Below are 19,695 nucleotides of genomic sequence, written 5' to 3'. Positions count from 1 at the left end.
AAGAGCTTATAAATGAATCGTTATTCAGACAAGGGAAAAAGCTAGGGGCAGATAGAAAGCATTGGTTTCGAGCAAAATTTTTTCAACGGTTCCGTTTATTTTTTCGTTACAGTAGTACTGATAAAATAATTATTTACGCTTGGGTAAACGACGAAAAAACGCTGAGAAAAGAAGGATCCAAAACAGATCCTTATCAAAAGTTTACAAAAACGCTTGATCAGGAAAACCCTCCAAATTCATGGAGCGAACTTTTAAAAGCTTCTTTAGATATAGACAATTTCAACAAAGAAGATTTAAATATAGAAACAATATCTGAAGATTCTGAGACTTTAATTTAAGAGGTTAAAAATACCTCTAATAAATCTAAAGTGTTAGTTTTTTAAACCGCGATGATAAAACCTGGCAGCATGTTGATTGAGAAGTTTACAGCCGATGGTGAAACTATGAAGTTTTTGGAGAGTTAGAAGATTTTCCTCCAGGTCATCATCGATACTTTCTTAAAAAGAGTTTACAAAAAAATCTTAGCAAGACTTGCTCCTCTCGAAAAATAGCCATATATCTGAGATAATTTTAATAAAAATTAACATTTTGCGCCGATGCTAAGACTTATTACTGACTTCGACGGGCCAATTATTGATGTTTCCGAACGGTACTACCGTGTTTATCAATTTTGTTTGGACAAAACCCGTCGCCCAGACCAAGTGGTGCAACAACTTCCGAAAGCGGAATTTTGGCAGTTAAAGCGATCGCGTGTTCCCGAAAAACAAATCGCTTTAAATTCTGGCTTAGACGAAGCCCAAGCACAGGAATTCGGCCAGTTGCGGCGGCAAACAGTGCATACAGAACCTTACTTTCACTATGACACTCTCGCACCCGGTGCTGTGGATGCTTTGTTAAAAATTCAACAAGCTGGAATTGATTTGGCTGTTATGACCATGCGCCGATTTCGGGAACTAGATTATGCCTTCAAAAAACACGATTTAGGGAGATTTTTCCCGGAAAATCGTTGTTATTGCCTGACTAACGACTACATTAAAACTCGCGATATTGAAGATAAGCCCTTGTTAATGGCTAGGGCTTTAGAAGAACTGCCCCCAGCTGCCGATACCTGGATGGTGGGAGATACGGAAGCCGACATCACCGCTGCTAAAAATTATGGTATTAAGATCATGGCTGTGGAATCTGGCATCCGCGATCGCACCCAATTGGAACTTTACCACCCCGACTTAATCGTTAAGGATTTCAGCGCTGCTGTAGATTTAGTCCTAAAACCTAAACTCCATGTCTAGAAAGGGCCTGTGGCTGCAACAGATTGAATTAATCGGCATTTGTTTATTGTCTTTTAATATTGGGTAACTTACCTTTTGCATCAATCTCAATTATGCCAATCATCCCCCAGGAAATTAATTTCCTCTCTTATAGTCAAATAATGGACTCAAGCCCTTATTCAGTCTTCATTAGAAAACTTTAGCTATTAGCCTCAGATTAATTCTGAGGCGGTTGTTGGCAATGCTGGAAGATACCAGGTAATAACCTAATTAGCAAACAGGAAAGCAAATTAAAGCATGAGTCAGCATACCTATTCTGACTCCTGACTCTCTTATTTGAGAAGAACACACATCAACCATTTCTTCTTTATAGAAACTTGCTTACGGGTAGTGATTTAGCGTAGAAAGCTACTAACCAACCACAACAATATAAACGTTACTACCGTAGAGAACTGATTTGTTCCCAGAGTGGTAAGTGATATTTGTGGTAAGAGCCAGCTAGCAACTAGTCCCCCAGCGATTAAGCCAATTATTAAACTGACGAGCGTGAACAAAACTGCTCGGCCAAATTTGCCTTCTTTGCGATTCAGAAAATAAATACTGGCACTTACCCCAACCACTAATGCTAACTGCAAAACCTGATCGCCTCCCTCTGGGTAAAACACACTAATAGAACTCAAACCAAGAAACCAAGCTCCTGGTAAGAGTATATCCGCAGGTGTTGGCTGATCCAGCATCCGTTGCAGCCATGCAGGTGACTGCTTCTGAGGGGTTTGAGTTTCTTTAGGAGGCGATTGCACTCGCAACTCTGGAAACCGGATACGCTCAGGGACTTTAATTTTACCTTCCTGGCGCATCCGTAAGCGATCCATTAAAATCGCATCGTAAGCTGCTTCAATTACTTCTAAATGCTTGGCATCGCCACTATATTGCTCGAATAGGCGATTACGAGCATCCTGAATTTCATCGAAGCTAGCCTCTTCTGATACCCCAAGTTTTTCGTAGGGATTTTGATCGCTCATGGGAGTTTGTTACTTCAGCCTCAGTCAGCGGCAGTCTTTTGTCGAATATAAAACAGCTTTAGGTTTTTCTTTGATCGAAACTAAAGTCTCGACCTATTTTTATGCCCTACCAGGATAGTAGCACGGGTTAGTTTAATCGACTTTGTAATTTCAACTATAGTCACTTTAACATATCGCTATAACTCCGTGTATACCCTCATGTCGTTGCCCAGTTCAGGCTCTAATCTAGAATTTGGACGGAGAGTACCTAAAACACATAGTTTTTATGAAAAAATCAACTTTACTGTTTCAGATTTGGCAATTTACCGTGCCTTAACAGAGTTTTTTTAATTATACTGAATAATCGCTTGTGGTATATATCCGCATATCGATTTAAAATTGAAAAGTTTTAAGTTACCACCTAACTGGGATCAAGAAGGTGTCTTGGTGTCAAGAACTGTTGCGGCTAAAGTCAGAGCGCCTATATACTGTGGCTAACATAAGTTACGCGTTCTCATCGCCCACAATCCTGATTAGAGTATTTATTTTTGAATAATCAGGATTCTTATACCTTAGCCATGTAGATTCTTAGTTAGTTCCAAAGTGGCAACTGCGTTTTTACGCAACCCTTTTGTTAATCTTACGAATTTTTGTGCAAAGTAATGGTCATGGCTCCTGCCAAGATTCTTGTAGTTGACGACGACCCTGCGGTTCGGAATTTAATCCAACGCTTTTTGATTAAGCAGAACTATCAGGTAGAGGCTGCCGAAGATGGAAAGACAGCCTTAACTCTATTTGAGCAATTTAACCCTGATTTGGTGATTCTAGATGTGAACTTACCAGATGTAACCGGGTTTAACCTCTGCCAAGAGATGCAAAGTCGTAATGGTGTTTTTGTTTTGATGTTGACTAGCCGTGCTGATGAAGCTGACAAAATTCGCGGCTTTGCTAAAGGTGCTGATGACTATCTCACCAAGCCTTTTGGGCTGGGAGAGCTAGAAGTCAGAGTTGGAGCTATTTTGAGGCGTCAGCGAGTGATAACTACCGCCGAGCAGAAACGCTTGGTATTTGAAAAACTTATGATTGATCCAGTGCGACGGGAGGTGGCACTCAATAACCAACCAGTACTTTTAACTGCTCTAGAATTTGACTTGTTGCATTTTTTAGCCAGTCATCCAGGTCGAGTTTGGCGGCGTGCAGAACTAATTCAAGAGGTGTGGGACTATGAATATGTCGGCGACCAGCGGGTTGTAGATGTACATATTGGTCAAATTCGCAAGAAGATTGAAATTGATGCTAGTCAGCCAGCATTAATTCAAACTGTACGTGGCGTAGGGTATAAGTTTGAATCTGCTGCTCACCCTCAGCAATTAGAAGCCAAGTCCTGAGTTTATAGTCTAGAGTTTTTTAACTCTTGACTGTTGACTCTTGGGGGAGCAATTAGTGAATTTATTTGGCTTTAGTAAAAGACAAATTTAGACAATCAAAATAGGTAGATATCGCTCAAATACAGACCAGGCAGTTATTTGAGATATTGATTTATCCGTTTAAGACAGTGGACAGGCAAAGAGTCCACTGGAAAATCTTTCTTCACATCTGACCGTTTTAGTAGATATAACGGTGCTTAACTTGGAGTTCGTAGGGGTGTCTAGCTATAGCTGTGCATTGGTTTTAACTTAAGGTGAAAAGGGAGCAACGCTAAAAATACCGCTTATAATAGTTGGTTGTTTGTAATATTAATAACTAAATACAAACCCGGAGCATTTTTTATGGGAATCGGAAATATTTTTTCAGGGATTTCTGATTTTATCGGTATCTTTAGACGCAGCGATGATAGAGGAGATCGCTATTTATCTTCTTATCAAGCTTCAACTACTGCCACATCAAGACAAGAGAAGCCTAAGCTTAAGAAAAATTCATCTGCTATCAGCAGCAAAAAACAATATACCCCTCCTGTTAAAAAAGAGCAATCTCTTCAACCACTTTGGCAAAAACCAGAAAATTATGATAAGAACGCTTGCCAACTAATAGTTAACTGCTTAAAGCAAGTTAAGTTAGACCGTGCAGAATCATCGGTATAAAAATTACAGAAGCAGTATTCCTACAAAACTAATCGTGAACTTGCTCGTATCCTAATTGTTAAAAAATCGTTTGCTTTAGCTAATGTAGCTTTGGATAGTAGAGATCCCGGAGCTTTTGCTGATAAAAGTGCAAAAGAAATTCTTGAGGGAATGGAAACCGTTCAGATACCTCGAATCGTCAGATTTTCAGCGGAAATGATTTATCAAATTGCTCTGATATAGGGTCTTCTTTTCCGCTATCTAAATTGGGAAGTAGAACTTATTTCGGTTTTTTATGCAGCGCTTTTAGCTGATGTTGCGACTCAATATGGAATAGATTGGCTTAAGTTTGGTACTAGCCCAGAGAAAAGCATTTCATCTGAAATAAAAGCTTTAATGATCTACGCTATAGGAGAGACAGCTTGCCTATTTTATGAAAAAATACATTCTCATGACTTCAATCCCTTTAAAAAAGCTAATGCCTTCAGTAAAATAAGCAGACAAGCCCAAAACTACCTAAAACTATTTAATTCAGAAGCAAAAATTAAGAAAATGGTATCAAAGGAAATCGAAAAAGCATTTCCTATTGAGTATCATAAGCTATGTGACTTACTAGAAGCAAAATCGTGGAAAGAAGCCGACAGAGAGACTTTTGACATTTTCTTGAAACTAATGAGTAGGAAAAAGCTTAAATTGTGTGAAGCGGTGCTTCTTGCAAATGCAAAATTTTCCCCTACAGTCTGGATATCAAAACTGGATTATGAGGATCTAGAGATTCTTAATAATATTTGGATAAAAAATAGTGATGCTCACTTTGGATTTGCTATTCAGAGTCAAACATATATGCAAACCCAAAGCCTAGAATGTTTTTATCAGGGTGTGGGGTGGAAAATTAATTCTGAATTAAAATCCTACGAGCAATTAACTTTTGACATAGATTCTCCTAAAGGCCATTTACCAGGATTTTGGTTATATCCTGACTTTCCTATCGAGCCGGATAACACAATAGCAGATTGGCTAACAGTTTTTTTTAAGTACGTTTCTAGCCTACCAGTAAAAGTAATGGGAATAGACGATGCGGAACCCATAATTGTTAATAGTAGTGAGCAATCATCAGATGTTAATAGTGATGACTAAACCAAATAGCTATTGAGAGTATAACGACTAATCACTAGCCAATGGGAGCATCTCCTACTGATTCAACTCAAAATGTCGTACCATCCGCAAGATAAGCTAATCGTCATTCATTGTCACTGAGAGGTAGAGTCAACTAGCAGCTTTCATCCCCGACTTAAAAGACGTTCAAAACCCAAAAATTTTTGGGTTTTGAAGATTGAACTTCGGAGTTTTCACCCTGCATTCTTATAACAAGTACTAAGAGTCAGCTAATATATTTAAGTCTTGCCTCAATTGTAAATATTGCGCTATTGCCAACTAGTTTTAGCAACACGAGAAACTATTGGAACCTTTTTAAGGATCAGAATCTACTGATCTTTTTTGTTGTAATATTACCCCGATATGCCCCAGTACGGTTCGTTTAAGAATATTTGTAGGTTGGGTTGAACTTTAGTGTTACCCAACAAACCCCGCAAAATGTTGGGTTTCGTTCCTCAACCCAACCTACACATTTTTATTTTTTGGGCTTAACCGAACCGTATTGCGATATGCCTGATCGCTATTAGCTTAAAATCCCGTTAATGGGGCACGGTATGCCGTGCCCCATTAATAAATAGGGGAATAACGCCCTTTATACCAGTACCTATGGGGTATCTAGTAGATTAGCTGTTGCGGGTGAATCGATGCTGGGGATTTCTACTGAGGAGTGATGGAACAAAGTTTCCAGATAGACTCGGGCAGCACGGCGATCGCTATCTCCATTTTGGAGTAAAAACAATGATAACGCTGCCGTGAATACTCTGTTTTCATCCCAATCGGGATGGGTTTCTAAGTAGTTTTTTAAGGATTCGTGGAGTGTTTCGGGAATTTCTGTAAAGATGCTAACCGTTGCTTTCATGAGATTTTCCTCCTATGAGGTCAATCAAGAGGGACAAGTTGCTTGCGGTGAAGCGGCTTAGGGCTACCTCACACGCTCTTTCGCCAGCCCGACAATCGGCGTCCACATCTGGTGGTAATATATTTTACACATTTGATGCCCACGGTTGAACGGACTACAAAAGCAAGCCGCATCATTGTGCGCCAAGAGGGGGTGGGTTTGTCAATGCTGCGAAATGTTAAAAACGATTGTATAAAAAATAAATACGAACGGAATAATAAGGTTTAAAGCCGACTTTTCGTTACTTTACTTTACAAAAACTCAGTCCTTGAAGTTCCTTGTCACTGTTAATTCACAATCCCCAGTCAGACGGCAAGAAGCCCATTAGCTCGTTGAGCACCTGTGGAAAACTGCTAAAATCTCTGTGGAAACCCTGTGGAATGAGTCAGGAAAATAGCAGGGAATGATAAGAATTACCAAAATGTCACGAAACTATGACATTTAAGCTCATGAAATTAGCTTCTCAATCTCAGTTATCATCGTGGCTGCCCTCAATACATCCCCAGGTCTGGATTTTCGCAATTGGTAGATTCTTCTCGGAAGTTGGCACCGGCTTTACCCTGTTTTACGCCCCCATCTTTTTTGTCAATGAAGTTGGTTTATCTGCAACTGCCGTTGGTCTAGCCTTGGGTAGCGCCTCGATTTCCGGCATTGTAGGGCGGATTGTAGGTGGTTCTTTGGCTGATTCTGGGGAATGGGGACGCCGCCGCACTTTGTTGCTCGCGACGGCGATTTCAGCCATTGGTTCTCTAGTTTTAGCTGCAACTAATAATTTTACTATTTTGGTAATTGGTAGCTTGATTAGCGGTTTAGGGATAGGTTTCTATTGGCCGGCTGCTGAAGCTGTTGTTGCTGACGCCAGCCAGATTGACAATCGCCGGGAAACTTTTGCGATCGCCCGACTAGCAGATAACCTTGGGTTAGCGATCGGAATTGTGCTTGCTGGGTTTTTAATCGCGATAATTGGAAGTTATCGGTGGCTATTTGTCATTGATGCCATCTCTTTTCTGGTATTTTTTGGGGTTGTCTATGTGGGAATTAATGAAACTGAACAACAGCAGATGGAGGAATCTGAAAAGACACAACATTTTGCTTCTTGGATGACAGTATTAAGCGTAGACGCCAAGCGGCTTGTCGTCAGACATCGCCGTTTCCTTGTCTACATAGCAGTTAATATATTCTTCACAATCTATATTTCTCAAATACACAGCACCCTACCGCTTTACTTTAAAAACTTTGTTATCAAAAGTACTACCGAAGGATTTGCTCAAACTACAATTAGCGTTCTATTTGCTTGGCATCTGGTGCTAGCCATCATTTGTCAATTGCCTGTTACTAGTGCTTTAAAACGCTGTTCTCATACATTCGCACTTACTGTGTCTGCTATTTTGTGGGCAATTGGTTTTGGCCTCATTTGGGTAAGCGGTATTGCCCCATCTCATAATCTAGTTTGGGTAGCATTGGCATTGGGAGTATTTGCTGTTGCGATTGTTTCTTATACCCCATCTGCTGCTTCTTTAGTCACTGAGTTAGCCCCTGAAAATAAACGCGGACTTTATTTCTCCATCAATGCTTTGTGCTGGTCTGTTGGCTCTTTTATTGGTCATCCCTTGGGTGGATGGGCATTAGATCAACCGCGAATTATTACTGATAGTTTCTGGCTAGGCTTTTCTTTGAGTGTGGCGATCGTCGTGGTAATTTTACAGTACCTGAATCGAATTTTGGCTGATTAATCACCAAAATGGTGTTATGCTTGCATTTAGCAATTTTCTCAGGAGTTAAATTACAGTGGTACGTTGATATAACAAACAGGCAAATAATTATAAGTCGCTGCGCTCGGGTTAAAAGTCCAATAAACTTTGGTTTTTTGTTTGTTGTAATTGTGTCTGGATTTACTGTGAATATTTCTTTCTCCTATCTCGAAAGAATTCGTGCTGTCTATCCCAATATCTCAGTTTGTTACCAGATGTTATCGACCGGGCACATTTCTGGGTGGGGACACTTGAACTTCAGTGGGCTTTGGCTGGAATAAAGTTTAACCAGACATCATTTGTCGTTGGCACATATTGGTTTGGCCAGAGAGGTTCAACCTGTAGGTACACGGCTAAGTTAACTCGCTATAGCCACTAACAAAGGGCACGCTTGTTTAAGTCTGGCAACTGACAAAGCTAGGGAATCAAGTTTTTTATCAACTTCCCGTGCGCGCTTATTTTACTGCGATTTGCCTACATTCTTTATTGACGACGTTCTTGCAGCTTACGATACACTGATTTTAAATCAACTTGATGGTGAGCTAAGGCAACCAAAGTATGATAAAGCAAATCCGCCACTTCACCTGCGATCGCATCTGCTTGATCATCCTTAAAGGCCATTACCACCTCAGCAGTTTCCTCACCGATCTTTTTCAAAATTTTGTTATCACCACCTGCTAATAACTTACAGGTATAAGAACTTTCAATAGGATTGTCGCGGCGATCGCATATTACTTGAAACAATTGCGACAATGTATCCCCTGGTGGTGGGGCAATTTTCCCTTCTATTTGGTGAAAGCAACTGCGTTCTCCAGTGTGGCAGGCAACATCTCCTAATTGCTCTACACCTATGAGCAGCGCATCACTATCACAGTCATAACGGATACTTTGCACTTTCTGAATATGCCCAGAAGTCGCCCCCTTGTGCCACAATTCTTGCCGAGAACGGCTCCAAAACCAAGTTTCTTCAGTTTCCAAAGTCTTTTGTAACGACTCTTGATTCATCCACGCCATCATCAGGACAGTACCATCCAAATAATCTTGGACAATGGCAGGTACTAGACCCCGTTCATCGTAGCGAATTTCCTCAACAGGGATGGCGTAATGTAGTGAATGCGAATCCTTAAAAGACATACCAGCTAGTTTGCTCTAATGAGAATAATTCATGGATTCACGATACCATTCTGAATAGACCAGCTGGCATGTTTTTTTAATTGCACTATCTTATCTAACTCTCAACAAGAGCATTCCGTTCCATAGCAGACTGCATCTTTACAGCACTCAACGCGACTTTGTGAGCTTTTGAGGCTTCACCATACCAATGGATCGCCGAGTTAAAAGCTGCTCGGTAAAGATCCTGGTATGCTTCAGATAATCGAGTTTGAACATCTAAAGGCAAATCTTTATTCGACTTGTATAACATATTATTATTTTTCTATTCAACTAATTTTATACGATAGAAATTCTAAGGAGTTTTTGACCCTATCCTAAGATAGAGCTTTTTATTGCCCACTGTTAGGAGAGAACCTTGGTAAATACCACAATTAAAACAACAAAATCACAAGAAGTCTTCGCCGCTGCTCAAAACCTCATGCCAGGAGGAGTTAGTTCTCCAGTTCGTGCCTTTAAATCTGTAGGCGGACAACCCATCGTTTTTGATCGTGTTAAAGGCGCATACATTTGGGATGTAGATGGCAACCAATACATAGACTATGTAGGCACTTGGGGCCCAGCTATTTGCGGTCATGCTCATCCAGAAGTAATTACAGCGTTGCAGGAAGCTTTAGAAAAAGGCACCAGTTTCGGTGCTCCCTCAGTACTAGAAAATGTTTTGGCAGAAATGGTCATCGATGCCGTTCCTAGCATCGAAATGGTCAGATTTGTCAACTCTGGAACTGAAGCCTGTATGGGAGTTTTACGGCTGATGCGGGCTTTCACCAACCGGGACAAAATCATCAAGTTTGAAGGCTGCTACCACGGACACGCCGATACGTTTCTAGTGAAGGCAGGTTCTGGTGTTGCCACACTTGGTTTGCCAGACTCGCCAGGAGTTCCTAAAGCAGCAACTAGCACCACTCTAACCGCACCTTTCAATGACCTAGAATCCGTCAAAGCCTTGTTTGAAGAAAACCGCGACGAGATTGCTGGCGTTATTCTTGAGCCAGTTGTCGGCAATGCTGGATTTATTGCGCCTGATGCTGGCTTCTTAGAAGGATTACGAGAACTGACTTACGAGCATGGAGCGTTATTGGTATTTGACGAAGTGATGACAGGCTTCCGGATTGCTTACGGTGGCGCTCAGGAAAAATTTGGTGTCACTCCCGATTTAACAACCTTGGGTAAGGTGATTGGTGGTGGTTTGCCAGTAGGAGCCTATGGTGGTCGCCGAGATATTATGTCAATGGTTGCGCCCGCTGGCCCCGTATATCAAGCTGGGACTCTTTCTGGTAATCCTTTGGCGATGACTGCTGGCATTAAGACTTTAGAATTGCTGCAAAAGCCAGGTACTTACGAGTATCTTGACCGGATTACTAAAAAGCTAGCAGATGGTTTGCTGCAAATTGCCAAAGAAACTGGTCATGCGGCTTGTGGTGGTCAAATCAGCGCGATGTTTGGCTTATTCTTTACGTCTGGCCCAGTTCATAACTACGAAGATGCGAAAAAGTCTGATACGGCTAAATTCGGACGCTTCCATCGGGGGATGTTAGAACGTGGTGTTTACTTAGCACCTTCTCAGTTTGAAGCTGGGTTTACGTCTTTTGCTCACACCGAAGAGGATATTGATCAGACTTTAGCAGTAGCACGGGATGTAATGTCGAGCCTCTAACCTGTTAAGGGATTTCCAAATAAAAAAGCATCCAGTGACCTCTTGTGGGGCAGGCAAGATGCCCACCCCACAAAATGGATGATTTATTGGAAGTCCCTTTTTAAGCGAGTAAGACAAAAGTAAGCGTGCGAGATTCTCTGACTATGGTGTTCACTCATCTTGCGCGGTCGGGGATAAAAGAAATTTTTTAAAGGGTCTGCCCTATGCCGTCATCACTCAAGGAAGGTCACATCTTCGTCATAATTTCGCAATGGCTTCGTCAATACAATATGCAATATTTAACCTACATAAACCTACATAAGTATATTCATATTAACAAGGCAGGATTAATTGCCTTTTACAGTTCTCGAAATTCCCCTCATACCCCATAGTCTACAAAAATTAACGCGCAAGAAGGCTCTCACCTTCATCGTGAGGGTTTTGCTTATAGATATTAAATTATCCGTAGGGTAAGGCATTTTCTCAGAGTTAGGGTTGGATCTAACTTTAAAAAATATATCAATCATCCTGTAGCTTGCATGGCAAGGCTTACCAGAGTAGAAAAAACTCCAGAAGTATTCTGAAAAAAAAGATGGTTCGACCCTTGAAGGAGCTATAAAGTGGAGGACAATAAGTCATTTTTTGGTCTGCAAAAAATATTAATTACGTTGCTTGTCTTGAGTGCAAGTTTGAGTGTTAGCACGATGATGCTTATTAAGTCAAGCTCCTCTGAGGCTGAAAGTACAGAGAATATAAATGTAAACAATTTACCAGCCAAGGTTGGAATTGAGCAGCATATTGAAGAACTAAAAGCGGTGATGCTTAAAAGTTGGCAGCAACAAGCTCAAACAAAGGGTTTCTCCTATGCTGTGCCTCTACGCTTTCAAGGGGCAGTAGTTGGGTCGGCAAAACTTACTCCCGAACAGAAAGTAATTGCTCTCACCTTTGATGATGGCCCATGGCCTGAGAGTACCGCACAAGTACTGGATATTCTTAAACAAAATCAGATCAAAGGGACATTTTTCCTGATTGGGCAGAACGTGAAGAATTATCCAGGCTTAGTAAAGCGGGAGATTGCTGAAGGTCACGTAATTGGCAACCATACTTGGCATCATTGGTATCAATTCTTGAATCCACAAGCAGCTGCCTATGAAATTGTCCACACAGCAGACCTGATTTATCAAGTGACAGGGATTAAAACAAATTTGTTTCGACCACCAGGTGGAATCATGCACAATGGGGTAGCTGATTACGCTAGAAATAGCAAGTATGCGATCATTCTCTGGTCATCTGACTCTGTGGACTACTCGCGTCCTGCTGTACCAAAATTAATTAATAATGTGTTCAGGAAGGCCAAGCCAGGTGGGATTGTGCTGATGCATGATGGTGGTGGTAATCGCTCTAAAACTGTGCAAGCTTTACCAGAAATTATTGCCAACTTTCGCAAACAGGGCTATAGCTTTGTTACTATCCCTGAACTTTTAGAAATGCAAGATAAAGATCAAAGGGTGATTGCAAACAAAAAGTAACAGGACTTACCGTCAGACGGCGAGAAAGCCCATTCCTTCTAGGTATGGGATTCTTCGCCACTCGGCAACTAAAAACAAGTTGAATTTTTTTGGCGATTTGCCGGTTTTTTTCGCTAAACTCGTGAAAAGTCAGGTAGGCGAGGTTGCCAATTTAACTCACCGTTCTTACAAAAAAACCGTCCAAAATTAACATCTGAACGGAATTCTTGCGTATTAATACTTTATACCAACCTAGTTCTGTTTCCGGTTGTACTTGTACCTAAAAATTACAAGTCAGGAGGCAAAATCACCTGATCAATCGCGTGGATTACACCGTTAGTGCCTGTGATATCTGCCTGTGTCACTTTAGCATCATTGACAGTCACACCGGTAGCAGGATCAACTTTAACGTTGATTGTGCCGCCTTCAAGGCTTTTAACTTCGCCAGACTTCAAATCAGTTGACAATACCTTACCAGGTACTACATGGTAAGTTAAGATTTTGATCAATACTTCTTTGTTGGCTGGTTTAAACAATTCTTGCAAAGCATCTGGTGGCAATTTAGCAAAAGCTGCATCAGTGGGGGCAAAAATAGTTAAGTTATCTTTGCCTTGCAAAGTTCCGGTCAATCCTGCTGCTTTCAAAGCCTTGGTTAAGGTGGTAAAAGAAGCGTTTGACTCTGCCAACGCTAACAGGTTTTTGCCTTGATTGTCGCTTGCCCCTGGCCCTGGTGGAGTTGTAGTCGGTGTCTCCGTAGATGGCCCTGGTGGAGTTGTAGTCGGTGTCTCCGTAGATGGCCCTGGTGGAGTTGTAGTCGGTGTCTCCGTAGATGGTACTTCTGTTGGTGGTGTGCTGGGTTGAGCTTCCGGGATAGTACGTGGGGTGCGGGGTGCAGGTTCACTAGGTGTAACATTACCACCACGGTTATAGGGAGGCTCGTTGAAAATACTTGGTCTGGGATTTACCGCTCCACCAGTATTCTGCGCCACTTGTTGGCCTTTGGTATTGCCCTTGTCTATTTGGTAAGCGGACTCAGCAGGTGTGTATTGAGCGTTTACTTGAAGGCGTTGTCCGTGGTTATATGGGGCTTCGTTGAAAATACTGGGGTTAGGAGTTAGTGCCGATTTCGCATCAGATGGTAAAGTAATGAGAAGGCTGAAACTAGTACATCCTGCTATGCCTGCCAACGTAGTCAGCAATTTGCTGTAAGTTGTCTTCATAAATTTTCTTTGTCTTTTTTGTCCATACATTACATAAAGATTTATAACATTTTACTATGCACAAAATCTAACCGAAGAGGGAAGTAAAATTTTTCTCCAGAAGAGTTTGTGCTGGTCAGGGAAATTATCCAACCTCAACTCACGCTGGCAAGTATGAAATATATTTAGCATATATTTAATGAAAATTGAGTAGATTTTCTCCGTCACACTAAAAGGAGTTAAAAAGCCTCACTTGGTATAGGTCAACTCTAAAAAAGTGGGGAAATCTCACATCTAGAAGTTATGAGTTACAATAAGCTCTGAGAAAGATGATACTTAAAAACTAATTATTGATATACAATCTTGTACGTAAATTAATAGTTGATTTAAAAATCATGAATCCCATACGGGAGAAGGCTATATCTCTGAATTAACCATTGATTACTCAGCAAAAGCACAGAAATTAAGTAGCTAGATATTTGAAGGTAGGCTAACGGTGACAGAAATTAAAATCACTGCTGAAGATTCACGACTGAGCGGTTAGGTTTATTTATATATGCCGAATTAAATTATTTAGTTATTTGATATTTTAATCAATCAGAAATAATATTTTTTAAATCGAGAATTTTGCCAAAAATCAGGCATGAGTTCAACCCTGATGTCAATTCAAGAGACAACTAAGCAACTAATACCAACAAAAATTACTTTAACTAAAGATACAATTGTAAAGTTAAGAAGTTGACCAGTTAAAAGGCAGACAATATGTTGGAATTATACCAATGGGAGCTATCTCAATACTCAGAGAAAGTGCGCCTAATTCTAGATTTTAAAGGACTAGATTACCGCAAAATAGAGGTTACGCCTGGGATTGGACAAGTAGAACTGTTCCGGCTGACTGGTCAAAAACAAGTCCCAGTATTAAAGGATCGTAATAGATATATTGCGGATTCTACGGAAATAGCTAAGTATTTAGACTTAGAGTATCCCGATCGCCCAATAATACCGCAAGATCCCAAAAAACGGGGTTTGACTTTATTAATAGAAGAATGGGCGGATGAGTCCATAGGCATAAAAGGTCGGAAAGCACTATTTGCTGGAATAAGTCAAGATCAAAATTTCCGCAAGTCTTTATTACCCACCTCAACACCAGATATATTTAAAAGTCTGGTTGGAGGAGTACCTAGTGACTTCCTGACACTATTGGGTTTTGGGGTAGGTTATAGCCCAGATATGATCCAGTCAGCGATCGCATCCTTAAAACAAGACTTGGAAGCCTTAACATTATTACTGGCAGATAGTCCTTATTTAACAGGAGATGAACCGACTTTAGCTGACTTATCGGTAGCTGGCTTATCGATATTGCTCAAGTTCCCCTCTGGCCCTTATCTGGATTTACCAGCTTCTATTAGAGGTAAAGGATTGCCAATCTTTGCAGAGAATATAGATTATGCACCATTCTTTGCCTGGCGCGATCGCCTTTATGCCCAATTCCGTAAACCATTTATCAGTACCACTTTCCCAACAGGGGGTGCGCCAACTCCCATTCAGATTGACTAGATAATTGGGTATGGGGCATTGGGCATTAATTATTTCCTCACACTCAGCACTCAGCATTCCTAACTCCTAACTCCTAACTCCCAACTCCTAACTCCTGACAAATTCGCAACTTTTGCCCTACCCAACTAAAATTCAACATAAGAGATAGCACCAACAATCATGTAATTAATTAGATGAATTCGGGACAGCCATTAGGTTCGGTTATTCAAGGTTCTCTGACTGAAGGTTTAGAAGTACGATTGCATCCTGACATTTCTGTGGAAGATATGCGGGTGGGTAAGTTTCTTGTTGTGCAAGGGATGCGATCGCGTTTTTTTTGTATGCTGACAGATGTGGCATTAGGAGCTGCTAATGCGCGAATTATTGCTAATCCCCCCAGTTGGGAAGACACTTTTTTACGAGATGTTTTAGCCGGAAGTGGCACATACGGTACTGTCAACCTCGCGCCGATGTTGATGTTCACTCCCGAATCTGAAGAATCTTTCTCCCCAACAAATGGCAAATCGGCAAATCCCTTTATCCCATCGGTAACGGGTTTAGCTTCATTTGTGCCACAAACCAGTACGACGATGGAATTGTTGCCTGTTAAAACTATTCCTAGTCACTTTAGTCAAGTTTACGAAGCAAGTGTCGAAGATTTTCGCCGGGTATTTGGTTGGGAAGATGACCCTCAAAGGCGCAATTTTTCTATCGGGAAACCTTTAGATATGGATGTGCCCGTTTGTATCGATTTGAACCGCTTCGTTGAACGGAGTAATGGGGTTTTTGGGAAATCTGGTACTGGTAAATCTTTTCTAACACGGCTACTTTTAGCTGGCGTTATCCGTAAAAATGCGGCAGTAAACTTGATTTTTGATATGCACTCTGAGTATGGCTGGGAAGCAGTCGCAGAAGGTAAAAATGTAAGTACTGTTAAGGGTCTAAAGCAACTTTTTCCCAGTAAAGTTGAGGTCTACACCCTCGACCCAGAATCGACAAAGCGTCGGGGTGTGCGTGATGCTCAAGAACTTTATTTGAGCTACGAGCAAATAGAAGTTGAAGATATTAAGTTATGTAGCCGAGATTTAGGACTCTCTGATGCAGCCTTGGATAACGCCAATATTCTATATAGTGAGTTTGGCAAGTCTTGGATTGTCCAGTTGCTGAATATGACCAATGAAGAAATCGAGATGTTCTGCGACGAGAAGCGCGGACACAAAGGCTCGATTATGGCATTGCAGCGTAAACTCTTGCGGATGGATAGTTTGAAGTATATGCGAGCGGTTTGCCCCCAGAATTACATTAGTAAAATTGTCCAGTGCCTGGAATCTGGGAAGAATGTTGTGATAGAATTTGGTTCCCAGTCTAATATGCTCTCTTATATGTTGGTGACGAATATGATCACCCGACGGATTCACGAGCATTACGTCAAAAAAGCAGATAAATTCCTGCAAAGCAAAAATCCCAGCGATCGCCCAACACCATTGATGATTACCATTGAAGAGGCGCACCGTTTCCTTGACCCAGGAGTGGTACAAAGTACTATCTTTGGGACTATTGCCCGTGAACTGCGGAAATATTTTGTCACACTTTTGGTAGTTGATCAACGTCCATCAGGCATAGATAATGAAGTTATGTCCCAGATTGGGACTCGGATTACCGCTTTGCTGAATGATGATAAAGATATTGACGCGATTTTTACAGGTGTATCTGGTGGTGGCGGATTGCGATCGGTGTTAGCAAAGTTAGACTCTAAACAACAAGCCTTAATTTTGGGTCACGCCGTTCCTATGCCAGTAGTAGTGCGTACCCGTCCTTACGACGCAACTTTTTACGAAGAAATTGGTGAGCCAGCCTGGGAAGAAAAACCTGACGCAGAAGTATTCGCCGCTGCTGAACTAGCCAAAGCTGACCTGGGATTCTAGATAGTTATTTGTCAGTTGTCCTCTCTTACAAGGTTCTGATGCCTTCTCTACGAGACGCTACGCATAGCTTACTTCGACCTAGGAGTACGGCGGGCTGCGCCAACTGATAGCGTAGCCTCTTCTCTACGAGAGGCTATGCCAACGAGTCCGCGAGCGTCGGAAACCTCCGCTCAACGCCAGTTCCTTTAAGTGGGGGAACCCCACCAACGGACTGGCTCGACTTTGCGTTTTGTCCTTTGCAAATGACCAATTACTAATAACTAATGACTAATTCGTGACATCCCTCCATCCTCACAGCAAATTAAGTTCGGTTATCCGGCTAGGTTTTGGCAACAGAAGAGGAGTTTTTGGCGTCACTATAGATATAGTAAGTAATTTCAAGGAACTTTAAATTTATTTTCGCAAAAGACTGCTTTTGAATTATAATTATACGCTTTATATTAAGATACTTTACTATTTGCCTGATTTATCGTATTATAAAGCTATGTAGAACTCATACCGACTTCGGATTTTTCAGTTACTGTCAGTAACTGTCCAAAAGAAGAATTCTCAAAAACAACCAACGTGCTTATAAGAGATTGAAAATTTAGGGAAGGTAGGGGAACCTATCATTGAGGGCTTACCGTCTTAACAACGGCTGTATCAATTGATTAATTGCTTTTGGTAGCTCCCAATATTTCGTGATAGATGTACTACCTTTCCCAAGTCATTTTAGTAAGAAAACATATATTGTGTTTACGGAGTAGAGGAAAACGCACCAATGCCTACTGTCAACACCCAAACGGAAAACCTCAATACCAAATTCACGGCTGATATGGTGCGAACCTATCTGCGGGAAATTGGTCGTGTACCACTGCTAACCCGTGAACAAGAAATTGTCTATGGGAAGCAGGTGCAACAAATGATGACGCTGATTGACGCCAAAGAAGATTTGGCCAAGAAGCTGCACCGCGAACCGAATATGTCAGAGTGGGCTGACCAGGTTCAACAATCGGAAACCGAGGTACAACAAACGGTGGCGCAAGGTAAGCGGGCAAAGCAAAAAATGATCGAAGCGAATTTGCGCTTGGTCGTTGCTATTGCCAAGAAGTACCAAAAGCGGAATATGGAGTTTCTGGATTTAATCCAGGAAGGAACACTAGGATTAGAACGGGGTGTGGAGAAATTTGACCCAACCAGGGGTTATAAGTTCTCAACCTATGCTTACTGGTGGATTCGCCAAGCGATTACCCGCGCGATCGCCCAGCAAGGGCGCACCATCCGGTTACCGATCCACATTACCGAGAAACTGAATAAAATCAAAAAAGTGCAGCGCGAGTTGGCTCAAACCTTGGGGCGATCGCCGACTCCAGCCGAAATTGCCAAAGAACTGGAAATAGAACCTGCTCAGATCCGCGAGTACCTGAATATGGCTCGTCAACCAGTGTCTTTGGATGTGCGAGTTGGTGAGAACCAGGATACTGAGTTGCAAGAAATGCTCGAAGATGATGGCCCATCACCAGAGTATTACACCAACCAGGAATTCTTACGCCAAGACTTGAACAACCTGCTAGCAGAACTAACCCCGCAACAGCGAGAAGTTTTAGCTCTACGTTTTGGTTTAGAGGATGGTAACGAAATGTCATTGGCGAAAGTGGGTGAGAGATTGAATCTCAGCCGTGAACGCGTCCGCCAGTTAGAGCATCAAGCTTTGGCTCATCTGCGTCGCCGTCGTGCCAATGTCCAAGAATACGTTGCTAGCTAAAACGAGAGACGCGGGATTTCGCATCTCTACACCACCTTGGTGATCCGCCTTCTGAATTCAGGGGGCGATTTTTTTCTGCTGGCAATCCAATTACGCTTGGGTTACCTCTACTGATTTAATGGTTGTAGGTCGGATGCGATCGCATTTTCACCGAATGCAAGCCCATCATTAGTAGTTTTGATGCTGCGGAGCGTTTGCTCAAGAAAATTAACGAAAAGTGCAGTAATTTGGCAAATTTTCCCAATATGGGACGCAAGCGTGATGAACTTCTATTTTTATTACGTAGCTTTGCTGTAGATGATTATCTGATTTTCTATAGTGCGATCGCAGGCGGGATTGAAATTTTACGGGTAGATAGCGATTATCGCAATTTAGATGCACTTTTTGCTCAGGAGTAACAACGCGCTGCAAAATCTAAACCTACTCAAAATTATAAATAGCCTTTAAGCATTATCGCGCAATAATTTCAGATTTTTATGGATAGTAATTGTGTTGGGATGATTTACCCCTAAAATAAGTTCAGCAATTTCTAAAGCCTTTTGATACAGTGGTTCTGCTTCCAAGTACCGTCCTTGGGATTTGTAGAGTGACGCTAGGTTGTTGAGGCTAGAGGCGACAGATGGATGTTCATCTCCAAGCACTTGACACCTGAGTGCCAAAGCTTGGATGTAAAGGGGTTCAGCTTCGCTGTATCTGCCTTGGGAGTAATAGAGTAACGCTAGGTTGTTGAGGCTAGTGGCGACATCTGGATGTTCATCTCCGAGCAGTTGACGCCTGAGTGCCAAAGCTTGGATGTAAAGGGGTTCGGCTTCGCTGTATCTGCCTTGGGAACAGTAGAGATACG

17 protein-coding genes and 1 pseudogene are annotated in these 19,695 nt (G+C 41.7%); 12 read left to right on the top strand and 6 right to left on the bottom strand.

From position 1 onward, the window contains the following. The first annotated feature begins 8 nt into the window (after positions 1-8). Entirely contained in the window at positions 9-338 is a 330-nt protein-coding gene (locus V7K85_RS20100; protein WP_334815982.1) for a type II toxin-antitoxin system YhaV family toxin, read from the top strand. A gap of 258 nt (positions 339-596) precedes the next feature. After that, on the top strand, positions 597-1,289 hold the full coding sequence (locus V7K85_RS20095; protein ID WP_334815863.1) for an HAD family hydrolase: 693 nt from the start codon (positions 597-599) through the stop codon (positions 1,287-1,289). 374 nt (positions 1,290-1,663) lie between these two features. Here the strand turns inward: V7K85_RS20095 and V7K85_RS20090 are convergent, their stop codons facing one another. Further along, the gene (locus tag V7K85_RS20090; protein WP_334815861.1) at positions 1,664-2,290 is read right to left on the bottom strand and encodes a CPP1-like family protein; all 627 of its coding nucleotides are present in this window, start codon (positions 2,288-2,290) and stop codon (positions 1,664-1,666) included. A 647-nt stretch (positions 2,291-2,937) separates the two neighbouring features. Here V7K85_RS20090 and V7K85_RS20085 point away from each other — a divergent pair. From V7K85_RS20085 to V7K85_RS20075, 3 genes are all read left to right on the top strand, one after another. Next, positions 2,938-3,657, top strand: a complete 720-nt coding sequence (locus V7K85_RS20085; protein WP_334815859.1) for a response regulator transcription factor — start codon at positions 2,938-2,940, stop codon at positions 3,655-3,657. 381 nt (positions 3,658-4,038) lie between these two features. Next, positions 4,039-4,350, top strand: a complete 312-nt coding sequence (locus tag V7K85_RS20080; protein ID WP_334815857.1) for a hypothetical protein — start codon at positions 4,039-4,041, stop codon at positions 4,348-4,350. Positions 4,351-4,725: 375 nt separating this feature from the next. Further along, the gene (locus V7K85_RS20075) at positions 4,726-5,466 is read left to right on the top strand and encodes a GUN4 domain-containing protein (RefSeq protein WP_334815854.1); all 741 of its coding nucleotides are present in this window, start codon (positions 4,726-4,728) and stop codon (positions 5,464-5,466) included. Between the two features lie 685 nt (positions 5,467-6,151). On the opposite strand, the pseudogene V7K85_RS20070 reads toward V7K85_RS20075, so the two are convergent. Further along, positions 6,152-6,343 (bottom strand): annotated as a pseudogene (locus V7K85_RS20070) (DUF2811 domain-containing protein); the annotation flags it as partial. A gap of 473 nt (positions 6,344-6,816) precedes the next feature. On the opposite strand from V7K85_RS20070, the gene V7K85_RS20065 reads away from it, so the two are divergent. Next, the gene (locus tag V7K85_RS20065; RefSeq protein WP_334815852.1) at positions 6,817-8,115 is read left to right on the top strand and encodes an MDR family MFS transporter; all 1,299 of its coding nucleotides are present in this window, start codon (positions 6,817-6,819) and stop codon (positions 8,113-8,115) included. 501 nt (positions 8,116-8,616) lie between these two features. Here V7K85_RS20065 and hisIE read toward each other — a convergent pair. Together hisIE and V7K85_RS20055 are read right to left on the bottom strand one after the other, a co-directional pair. Further along, positions 8,617-9,267, bottom strand: coding sequence for a bifunctional phosphoribosyl-AMP cyclohydrolase/phosphoribosyl-ATP diphosphatase HisIE (gene hisIE, locus V7K85_RS20060; RefSeq protein WP_334815850.1), 651 nt, complete (start codon positions 9,265-9,267; stop codon positions 8,617-8,619). A gap of 94 nt (positions 9,268-9,361) precedes the next feature. After that, positions 9,362-9,556 carry a ChaB family protein gene (locus V7K85_RS20055; RefSeq protein WP_273769461.1) on the bottom strand — a complete coding sequence of 65 codons (195 nt, stop codon included), beginning with the start codon at positions 9,554-9,556 and terminating at the stop codon, positions 9,362-9,364. 105 nt (positions 9,557-9,661) lie between these two features. On the opposite strand from V7K85_RS20055, the gene hemL reads away from it, so the two are divergent. After that, the gene (hemL, locus tag V7K85_RS20050; RefSeq protein WP_334815848.1) at positions 9,662-10,960 is read left to right on the top strand and encodes a glutamate-1-semialdehyde 2,1-aminomutase; all 1,299 of its coding nucleotides are present in this window, start codon (positions 9,662-9,664) and stop codon (positions 10,958-10,960) included. A 599-nt stretch (positions 10,961-11,559) separates the two neighbouring features. Next, positions 11,560-12,468, top strand: coding sequence for a polysaccharide deacetylase family protein (locus V7K85_RS20045; protein ID WP_334815847.1), 909 nt, complete (start codon positions 11,560-11,562; stop codon positions 12,466-12,468). Positions 12,469-12,734: 266 nt separating this feature from the next. Here V7K85_RS20045 and V7K85_RS20040 read toward each other — a convergent pair whose 3' ends face one another. Further along, complete coding sequence (locus V7K85_RS20040) at positions 12,735-13,667, bottom strand: fasciclin domain-containing protein (protein ID WP_334815845.1); 933 nt, start codon at positions 13,665-13,667, stop codon at positions 12,735-12,737. Positions 13,668-14,408: 741 nt separating this feature from the next. On the opposite strand from V7K85_RS20040, the gene V7K85_RS20035 reads away from it, so the two are divergent. The 4 genes from V7K85_RS20035 (at position 14,409) to V7K85_RS20020 (ending at position 19,249) form a co-directional block, all read left to right on the top strand. Further along, positions 14,409-15,203 (top strand): glutathione S-transferase family protein, encoded by a 795-nt coding sequence (locus V7K85_RS20035; protein WP_334815843.1) that lies wholly within the window; start codon positions 14,409-14,411, stop codon positions 15,201-15,203. Positions 15,204-15,376: 173 nt separating this feature from the next. Then, entirely contained in the window at positions 15,377-17,107 is a 1,731-nt protein-coding gene (locus tag V7K85_RS20030; protein ID WP_334815841.1) for an ATP-binding protein, read from the top strand. Positions 17,108-17,867: 760 nt separating this feature from the next. Then, on the top strand, positions 17,868-18,851 hold the full coding sequence (locus tag V7K85_RS20025; protein ID WP_334815839.1) for an RNA polymerase sigma factor, RpoD/SigA family: 984 nt from the start codon (positions 17,868-17,870) through the stop codon (positions 18,849-18,851). Positions 18,852-19,045: 194 nt separating this feature from the next. Then, on the top strand, positions 19,046-19,249 hold the full coding sequence (locus tag V7K85_RS20020; protein WP_334815837.1) for a type II toxin-antitoxin system RelE/ParE family toxin: 204 nt from the start codon (positions 19,046-19,048) through the stop codon (positions 19,247-19,249). A 45-nt stretch (positions 19,250-19,294) separates the two neighbouring features. On the opposite strand, the gene V7K85_RS20015 is transcribed toward V7K85_RS20020, so the two are convergent. Continuing rightward, positions 19,295-19,695 (bottom strand): tetratricopeptide repeat-containing protein (locus tag V7K85_RS20015; protein ID WP_334815835.1); only part of this gene is annotated, 401 nt, incomplete at its 5' end.

This window comes from Nostoc sp., assembly GCF_036917615.1.
In the GTDB taxonomy this organism is placed as follows: domain Bacteria; phylum Cyanobacteriota; class Cyanobacteriia; order Cyanobacteriales; family Nostocaceae; genus Nostoc.
This window is presented reverse-complemented; position numbering and strand designations above follow the sequence as displayed.

What these genes read in the sequence shown, in the direction of transcription:
- V7K85_RS20095 (WP_334815863.1), top strand. Translation starts at nt 597, where the DNA reads ATGCTAAGACTTATTACTGACTTCGACGGGCCAATTATTGATGTTTCC.
- V7K85_RS20090 (WP_334815861.1), bottom strand. Translation starts at nt 2,290, where the DNA reads ATGAGCGATCAAAATCCCTACGAAAAACTTGGGGTATCAGAAGAGGCT.
- V7K85_RS20085 (WP_334815859.1), top strand. Translation starts at nt 2,938, where the DNA reads ATGGCTCCTGCCAAGATTCTTGTAGTTGACGACGACCCTGCGGTTCGG.
- V7K85_RS20080 (WP_334815857.1), top strand. Translation starts at nt 4,039, where the DNA reads ATGGGAATCGGAAATATTTTTTCAGGGATTTCTGATTTTATCGGTATC.
- V7K85_RS20075 (WP_334815854.1), top strand. Translation starts at nt 4,726, where the DNA reads ATGATCTACGCTATAGGAGAGACAGCTTGCCTATTTTATGAAAAAATA.
- V7K85_RS20065 (WP_334815852.1), top strand. Translation starts at nt 6,817, where the DNA reads ATGACATTTAAGCTCATGAAATTAGCTTCTCAATCTCAGTTATCATCG.
- hisIE (WP_334815850.1), bottom strand. Translation starts at nt 9,267, where the DNA reads ATGTCTTTTAAGGATTCGCATTCACTACATTACGCCATCCCTGTTGAG.
- V7K85_RS20055 (WP_273769461.1), bottom strand. Translation starts at nt 9,556, where the DNA reads ATGTTATACAAGTCGAATAAAGATTTGCCTTTAGATGTTCAAACTCGA.
- V7K85_RS20040 (WP_334815845.1), bottom strand. Translation starts at nt 13,667, where the DNA reads ATGAAGACAACTTACAGCAAATTGCTGACTACGTTGGCAGGCATAGCA.
- V7K85_RS20035 (WP_334815843.1), top strand. Translation starts at nt 14,409, where the DNA reads ATGTTGGAATTATACCAATGGGAGCTATCTCAATACTCAGAGAAAGTG.
- V7K85_RS20030 (WP_334815841.1), top strand. Translation starts at nt 15,377, where the DNA reads ATGAATTCGGGACAGCCATTAGGTTCGGTTATTCAAGGTTCTCTGACT.
- V7K85_RS20025 (WP_334815839.1), top strand. Translation starts at nt 17,868, where the DNA reads ATGCCTACTGTCAACACCCAAACGGAAAACCTCAATACCAAATTCACG.